The organism is Candidatus Cloacimonadota bacterium, assembly GCA_011372345.1.
Lineage (GTDB): Bacteria > Cloacimonadota > Cloacimonadia > Cloacimonadales > TCS61 > DRTC01.
The window spans coordinates 1-8,434 of sequence record DRTC01000623.1 but is presented as its reverse complement, the minus strand read 5'-3'; the positions used below and the strand labels follow the sequence as shown (position 1 = coordinate 8,434).

Annotated in this window: 7 protein-coding genes; 6 read left to right on the top strand and 1 reads right to left on the bottom strand. The window is 35.2% G+C overall.

Translation table 11 applies throughout. The annotated features are described in order from the left end of the window. Positions 1 to 203 precede the first annotated feature (203 nt). The 6 genes from ENL20_11945 to ENL20_11920 all read left to right on the top strand — a co-directional run bounded on the left by ENL20_11945 (position 204) and on the right by ENL20_11920 (position 6,683). On the top strand, positions 204 to 467 hold the full coding sequence (locus ENL20_11945; protein ID HHE39267.1) for a hypothetical protein: 264 nt from the start codon (positions 204 to 206) through the stop codon (positions 465 to 467). Continuing rightward, complete coding sequence (locus ENL20_11940; protein HHE39266.1) at positions 464 to 973, top strand: nitroreductase; 510 nt, start codon at positions 464 to 466, stop codon at positions 971 to 973. Before ENL20_11945 ends, ENL20_11940 begins: the two co-directional genes overlap by 4 nt. A gap of 110 nt (positions 974 to 1,083) precedes the next feature. Beyond that, the gene (rocD, locus tag ENL20_11935) at positions 1,084 to 2,328 is read left to right on the top strand and encodes an ornithine--oxo-acid transaminase (GenBank protein HHE39265.1); all 1,245 of its coding nucleotides are present in this window, start codon (positions 1,084 to 1,086) and stop codon (positions 2,326 to 2,328) included. A gap of 536 nt (positions 2,329 to 2,864) precedes the next feature. Further along, a complete protein-coding gene (locus ENL20_11930; protein HHE39264.1) occupies positions 2,865 to 3,764 on the top strand; it encodes an ABC transporter substrate-binding protein in 900 nt (299 codons plus the stop codon). 290 nt (positions 3,765 to 4,054) lie between these two features. Next, the gene (locus tag ENL20_11925) at positions 4,055 to 4,804 is read left to right on the top strand and encodes an ABC transporter permease subunit (GenBank protein ID HHE39263.1); all 750 of its coding nucleotides are present in this window, start codon (positions 4,055 to 4,057) and stop codon (positions 4,802 to 4,804) included. Between the two features lie 289 nt (positions 4,805 to 5,093). Beyond that, the gene (locus ENL20_11920) at positions 5,094 to 6,683 is read left to right on the top strand and encodes a tetratricopeptide repeat protein (GenBank protein HHE39262.1); all 1,590 of its coding nucleotides are present in this window, start codon (positions 5,094 to 5,096) and stop codon (positions 6,681 to 6,683) included. A gap of 40 nt (positions 6,684 to 6,723) precedes the next feature. Here the strand turns inward: ENL20_11920 and radA are convergent, their stop codons facing one another. Next, positions 6,724 to 8,082, bottom strand: a complete 1,359-nt coding sequence (gene radA, locus ENL20_11915) for a DNA repair protein RadA (GenBank protein ID HHE39261.1) — start codon at positions 8,080 to 8,082, stop codon at positions 6,724 to 6,726. Positions 8,083 to 8,434: the final 352 nt, after the last annotated feature.

Below are 8,434 nucleotides of genomic sequence, written 5' to 3'. Positions count from 1 at the left end.
TTGAATAATTCATTACTGGTTTCTATATAATGGATTATATTAAAGTACTAAAAATATTTGTTGAGACTATTTATTAGATTTGGTGTCATTGTTAAATCCTTGAGGTCAGGTGTTCTGAACTTAAAAACTATTAACGATCTTATGATATTTCCACCCTATTAATTCTGTAAACTATCTTATGATATTTTTATGTTACCGATGTTATGATATTTGTCATTAAATCTATTGGAAATAATATCGAGGATTATGCCACTTCGTACTATGTAGGTTTCAAATATAAAGGAAAGCAAATCGCTTTGTTAGAACCTTTCAGAAAATCGTTCGCTCTCTGGGTTATTATAAAGGATGAAAACGCTCATATCAATGATTTTGATTCGATTCGAATTGAAAACGGAGATGAAAATTATGATGAAATTTTGGATAAAATCAGAAGAACTTTTATTAATATAGGGGAGAAAGTAAAATGAAAGTAATGCCGTGTATCAAAAACCGTTTCAGTGTCAGGAAATTTCTAAATAAGCCAATCGAACAGGAAAAGATCGATATTTTATTAGAATCAGCAAGACTGGCACCATCAGCAAGTAATAAGCAAACCTGGAAATTCATTGTGATCAAAGATAAAGAAAAAAGAAAAAAATTATCAGCAATCTGTAAAGATCAGAAATTTGTTTCGGAAGCTCCGATAACAATCGCTATTTGTATGACCAATCTCGATTATGTAATGACTTGCGGCATGAATGCTCCCATCATTGATGGAGCGATTGCCGGAGAACATATTGTTTTGCAGGCAGTGGAACTCGGACTCGGTTCCTGCTGGATCGGAGCTTTTTACCCTGACCAGATGGCAGAATTGATCGATCTTCCTGATGACTATGTTATTGTTGGATTGCTGCCAGTTGGATATCCGGCAGTTCCAAAACACAAAAGGAATCTGAAAACTATTGCAGAAATTTCAGCTTATGATAGTTTTTAATTACTCTTTGTGTCTTGGTGCCTTTGTAGTTTTGCACTATCCAGAAAACATTTGACATTAAAATCGTTGCTGAAAAATCGGTAACAAAAAAATCAAAATCAGGAGAATTAATGTCAAAAAAATTAGCTTACGGAAGTATTTCAAGTGTTGAAGCCATAAAATTAGAAGAAACATATGGTGCTCATAATTATCATCCGCTTCCGGTTGTAATTGCCAGAGGTGAAGGAGTTTATGTCTGGGATCCGGAAGGTAATAAATATTTTGATTTCCTTTCAGCTTATTCTGCTCTCAATCAAGGTCATTGTCATCCCAGGATCATCAATGCTCTTATCGATCAGGCAAAAGAACTGACTTTAACCTCGCGTGCCTTTTATAATAATAAACTTGGTGAATATGAAAAATTCCTTTCTGAATATTTCGGATTCGAGAAAGTTCTGCCGATGAATACTGGAGCAGAAGGTGTTGAAACTGCAATCAAAATTGCTCGTAAATGGGGTTATGAAAAAAAGGGAATCAAGAAAAATAAAGCCAAAATAATAGTTGCGGAAAATAACTTTCACGGTCGGACAATAACGATCATTTCAGCATCTACCGATCCGGTTGCGAGAAATAATTTTGGGCCTTATACGCCGGGAATTATTACTATTCCCTATAACGACCCTAAAGCTCTGGAAAAGGTTTTGCAGGATGGAAGCGAAGATATTTGTGCTTTTCTGGTTGAACCGATCCAGGGAGAAGCCGGAGTTTTTGTGCCGGACGATGACTATATCAAGAATTGTTACGATCTGTGTAAAAAACACAATGTCCTTTTTGTTGCTGATGAAGTTCAAACAGGAATTGCCAGAACCGGCAAACTTCTCTGCTGTGATCATTCCAACATCAAACCCGATGTCCTGATCTTGGGAAAAGCGATTTCCGGTGGAGTTCTTCCAGTTTCAGCGGTTCTTGCTGATAATCAAATTATGAATGTGATAAAACCTGGAGAGCATGGTTCTACTTTTGGGGGATTTCCTCTTGCTTGTGCAGTTGCCAAAGCTGCTCTGGAAGTTGTCAAAGAGGAAAATCTAACGGAAAAAGCTGCTGAATTTGGAGAAATTTTCCGGGAGGAAATGAGAAAGATCGATTCTTCTTTTATAGAGACTGTGCGTGGAAAAGGTCTTTTAAATGCAGTTGTGATCAAACCGAAAGATGATATCGAAGCCTGGGATGTCTGCCTGAAATTGAAAGAGAATGGATTACTTGCCAAACCGACTCACGATCATATCATCAGATTCGCTCCACCATTGATCTTGACGAAGGGTCAATTGATGGATGCGATCGAGATTATTAAAAGATCATTCTTGGAATTAAATTAGAGAGATTTATTAAACTCCCAATCAAGGAATTGGGAACGATGTAAAACAAACAATCTTGTTTGTTATTTTATTAAACAAAGAAGTTTACAGTTAAGCTCTCCACTATTTGCGAGCAAATAGTTCTATTAAGATGAAACCACACTAGAACATCGGAATGTTCAGCATCTCTACTCATTGAGTAGAACTGATCTTCCGATTGTTCGGAAAAATGTAACTCAACATTCCGAAGATTTTGCAAGCAAAAACATTCGGAAGTTGAAAAGTAGTTTCATAGGAGAAATAGGTTTTAACAACAAAGCCACCCTGACTGTTCGAGGGTGGTTTTTTATGTATGAAAACTTGCCGGATTTTTAAAAATACGGCAAGTTTTAAGAGTTGTTAGTTCTTTAAAATTAAGTGTCTTTGCGAGGAATCTTTCACTTATAACTAACGAAGCAATCTCTTATTTATCTGTTAGTTAGAAGTTTTAGATTGCTTCGAAAGAATTCTGTGTAAGAAATCTCGCAATAACAATTCAAAAAAATCCGGAGGAAAGAATGAAATTCACAAAATTCTGTTTAATTTTAATCCTATTATTTTTAATCGGATGCAGTTCCAATAACGATAAATTGATCATCGGTCTGATCAAACCATCTTTAGATCATCTACCTTTCGGCTTTGGTTTAGAAATCGGAACTTTGAAAGCAGAAGATTACAAAATCAGATATTTCTCTTCCGGCTGGGAAACAAACGAAGCTCTGGTTTCGGAAAAGATCGATGTTGCTATTATGCCTTTCACCTACACCTGGACTGATGTTTCGCAGGGGAAAAAGGTTAAAATTATATCGTTTATGGAACGGGAAAGTGATGGTATCATCACAACCAAAGAAATCAAAAATATCCAGGATTTAGATGGCAAAAAAATCGGTGTATTACGAGCTTCTACTCTTGATATTTTCGCAGAAATGTTTTTAGATGAGAATAATATTAACATGGATTTGGTCTATTTCCGTACTCCAATGGATATGGCAACAGCCCTCAAATCAGGTGAAGTCGATGCTTTAAGCTACTATGTTCCTTCGATCTTCAAGTTTGACGAGAATTTTCATATAATTCACTGGTTTAGCGAAAAATTTCCTTTTCATCCGTGTTGTGACCTGTCAGCAACTGAAAAAGCAATTTCCGATAAAAAGAAAAAAATAACAAAACTGATTCAAGGTCTGGAAAAAAGTGTTAATGGGATCAATAATAATCCCGCAATTGCTTTTGATTTTGCCCAGATTTCTTTTTACCTGCAAAAGGAGATCGCCAAACAATCTTTGTATCATACAAAATTTGTGATGGGACTTGCGGAAACAGGTAAATTGTTCGAGCAGAAAGCAGTAAATAAAATGATTGAAAAAGGATATATTGTAAAACCGGTGAAAGCGGAAGATGTTTATTTTGAAATTAGATAAAAAAAGATGAATGAATTTCAATTTGTATTGAAGAGAGGATTATCTCCTCTTGTTCTCAAATTCCATTTAGGAACATAATTGGATAAGAAATTCTGTTTCGATTATTCTTACGCATAGTAAAACTTTTCTGAAAATTACATTCCCAAATAAAATTTCAGGAATGAAAGAGAGTTTTCATCTTGTTCCTAAATTCCATTTGGGAACATACTTGGTTGAGAAATTTTATTTCGATTTTTTCTAATTCAAAGTAAAACTTTTCTATAAATTACATTCCCAAATGAAATTCGGGAATGAAAAAAAAGAGAGGAAGTTTGATCATGAAATTAGAGAAATCTGCAATATCAGGATTTCTATTACTATTCATCCTGCTCATATTATTAGCTTTTTCTCTGAAAATTTCTTTAAAGGAATTGTTTGATTTTGAATTCTCATTATCGACTGCAATTTCCGATCTTTTCATTTCCTTTTTCCGGGTTTCTTTTTTTGCAGTGATCTCCTGGATTTCAGGAATCTTTGGAGGTTATCTAATTTATCATAATTCCATTCTAAACAGCTTATTTCTTCCAACTATAAATTTTATGCGAAATATCTCACCTTTTGTCTGGTTGCCTTTTGCTATTGCCTGGTTCGGATTGGGAGAAGCTCCGGTCGCCTTCATCATGTTCATTACTCTTTTTTTTCCTACTTTGATCGCTGCTTCGGATAGTTTTTCCAACATTTCCCAAGATTATATAGATGAAGCAAAAGTTTCCGGTGCCAGCCAATCACAATTGTTTCTGAAAATCGAATTACCTCTTACTTTTCTAAACCTGATAAATCTTTTTCGCATAATCTGGGGACTTGGCTGGGCAACGATCATTGCTGCTGAAATGCTGGGAGTTAAAAGCGGTCTGGGATTCAGGTTATTGGATTTTCGCTATTTACTGCAATATTCAAAAATGCTTTATTATCTTATTATTATGGGAATTACAGGAGTTTTTATTGATTTCCTTTTAAGGAAATTGGCTGATTTTATTAAAATCAAAATGTTCGGAATCTAATGAAAGTAATCCAAACATTAACCATTCACTTCAGGGAATGGAAATGAAGATGACTACTACTTAATTCGGAATCCATTCCGCTAAATTAGCGATTAAAATCGATTAATATCAACGATCTTTTCCCATCGAATAAATTCGACGGTTTGGTCGTAAATCAAATTACTAAGTTCAGAATGAATATCTTTTCTTTTTTTAGTTTTGTTCGCGGTTTAATCTCTGGATTCCAAAAAAAACTTGCCTGATAAATTATTATTAAATAAATTGTTTATAGAAAAATTGTGGAGGAATAATGAAAAAAGTATTAATTTTAGTAGTCGGGATTGTCCTGATCAGCAATATTCTATTTGCTCAAGCTGAGAAAGTTGCTGTTCTTCCTTTTGAAAAAAATGATAATAAAAGCGACTATGTAGTAAACTCGATCAATTCCAAAGATTTCAAAGAAATTTTTAAAGATTACGATAATTTTGAGATGGTGCCCAAAAAAGATGTTAAGAAAGTAATTGATGATTCGGGTTATTCGAAATTATCCGTTCTTGACTTGGAAAAAATCGCTGATTTTGGTAAAAAATTAGAAGCTGATATTGTTGTATGGGGAAGCATTTCTTCAGTTGATGACAATGATTTCAAACTAAAAGCTAAAATCTTGAGCATGAAATCAATGGATGTCAAATCCTCGACTTTTAATGTTAAGAAAGCCAGTAAACAGAGAAGAGCAGCTATCAAAGATAACCTGATCGCCCTGATCGAGGAGTTCAGCGGTGGTGAAATCGACAAACTTGTTGGTATCGGAAAACAGCATTTTAACAGTAAAAATTACCAGGCAGCTGAAGAAACTTTTCTCAGAGTTCTCGAGATCGATGATAAAAATATGGAGTCTTCTTTTTATCTCGGTTTGATCAATTTTATTAATGAAAATTATGATGAATCAGAGCAGTTTTATCTGAAAGCTCTGGAAATTGAACCGGAAAACAAGAACATCCTGGATTATTTAAGCAATACTTATCTGAAATTGGATAAATATGAAGAAGCGGTTGAAACCTTGATCAAAATCAATGAAATCGAAGAAGACAAAATTATCTGGATGAGGATCGGTAATATTTATCAGGAAAATGAAGATTTTGAAGATGCACAGGAAGCTTATGAAAAAGCGATTGAAATTGATGAAGAATTCGGAGAAGCGTATAAATCTGCAGGAATTATGCTTTATGATCAGGAAGAATATGAAGAAGCAATTTCATTCCTGCAATCTGCAACTGAATTTTTTCCGGAAGACGATAACCTGCAAAAGAAACTGGCAAAATGTTATGATAGGACAGGCAAGATCGACCAAACTATTGCTAATTATATTGAAATAATCGAAGAAGATCCTGATAATAGTAAAGCACACTTTAGCCTGGCAAACCTTTATCTCGGTTCGGAAAAGTATGATAAAGCACTGGAAGTTGCTTTTACTTTGAAAGAGAAAATTCCTGACGATCCGAAGGTTTATATTTTATTTGCCACCAGTTACAATTCCAGTAAGAATTATGCTAAAGCTGAAGAAAATGCTAATAAAGTTATCGAATTCGATCCGACTCTTTACCAGCCGTACAGGATTTTAGCTGAAATATCTTTTGATCGAGGTTATCAAAAATATGAAGAATATTTAAAATTAGATGAAGATGTTCGTTCCGGAAAATTTTACGGTGAAGAACTTGATAAATTGGTAGAAAAAAGAGATAAAGTTAAAGAAAAAGCTTATACCTATTTCCTCAAATCAGATGAATATCTGAATCAGGCAAAAGATAGAACGGAAAGCGAATCTGAACTGAAATATATCAAATCCAAAAGGGATTCTTTAAAACAACTTTTAGCTGCCACAAAAAAAGAGTGGTTTTAACTTTGTAAACTTGCCAAATTTTTGAAATTTGGCAAGTTTTTTATTTACCCGAAAACAACATTGGCAACAACTGCACAATATGATCTATCCTTTTCGCTTTAATATTTCTGTTTTTTGTTTTTTCTGAAATAATAATATTTTTAAATCCAAGCTTGGTAGCTTCTTTTATTCTTTTTTCTGTTTGAGAAACAGGTCGGATCTCTCCGCTTAATCCAACTTCTCCCAGAAAAATTGTATTTTTTTGTAATTCCATTTCCTTGAAACTCGATAAGATGGCAGCAGTAACAGCCAGATCAAGAGCAGGTTCGGCTACTTTTATCCCACCGGCAAAATTCAGAAAAACATCATTCTGACGCAAATTCAGGGAAAGATTTTTCTCAATGACAGCCAGTAAGATCGCTAATTTCCGATGATCATAACCGATCGCAACTCGTTGGGAAGTTCCATAATTTGCTGGAGAAACAAGAGCTTGAACTTCCACCAGAAAAACTCTCGAACCTTCCAGCATACATCCCACTGCTGTTCCAATATTATTTTCATTATGGCTTAAAAAAAGTTGAGAAGGATCGATTACTTCCTTTAAACCTGAAGACAACATTTCAAACAATCCGATCTCATTTGTAGAACCAAACCGGTTTTTTGTTGCTCGCAATATCTTAAATTGTTTTTGAACTTCTCCCTCGAAATAAAGAACCGTATCAACCATGTGTTCGATGATCCTCGGTCCCGCAACAATTCCTTCCTTGGTGACATGACCGATCAAAAAGAAAGGAATCCCGTTCTGTTTGGCAATTCTCGAAAAAATGGCAGTACATTCCCGCAGTTGAGAAACACTTCCGGGAACACTTTCGATCGTGCCGAGATAAACTGATTGGATAGAATCGATTACAACCATTTCCGGTTTGAAATCACTTATTGTCTGAATAATTTCCTCAACTTCATTGGTGCAGAAAAGATACAAATTTTCTGATTCGCATCCTAACCTGATGCTGCGGAGTTTTATCTGTTCCTTACTTTCCTCCCCGGAAATGAATAATACTTTTTTCCCCAGCAAAGCAATTTTATCGGAAACCTGCATTAACAAAGTCGATTTCCCGATCCCGGGTTCTCCTCCGATCAAAACGACCATCCCGGGAACGATCCCTCCGCCAAGAACTCCATCGAATTCATTAATTTGAGAAAATATGCGGGATTGAGATTTTACTTTGATGTTTTTCAAAACTTCCGGTTTTGCTTTGATCAAACCTTCAAGGTTTACTAAACCTTGAAGGTTTTTGCCCGATTTCTTTTTACCTGTTATCCTTGAACTTTCCTGTAGCGAATTCCAGGCTCCGCAAGCCTGACATTTTCCCGACCATTTGCTGGTCTCTGAGCCGCATTCTTTGCAGAAGAACATGATTTTTTACCTCTTTCTAAATCAGATTCGACTCGTAACGCAGTGCGAGTCGGAGATGATGAAAGCCGGAGATGTCCACGAGTCGCACTGCGTCACGACTCGCGTCCAATCCAATCAGATTCGACTCGTTGCGTAGCGCGAGTCGGAGATGATTAATAAGTCGCATTATTTATCACAAATCAAATTTGTTTACCCGAATATCCTCGACTTGCACTTCGTCACGAGTCGAGTCTATTCTTCAATTAATAATCCACTAAATTTACTATCCTCAAGATACTCCTCATATTCTGTTATTGTTACCTGATAATTCTTAAAATCATCTTTATAATCTAATAACAATTTTCTATCAAATAAT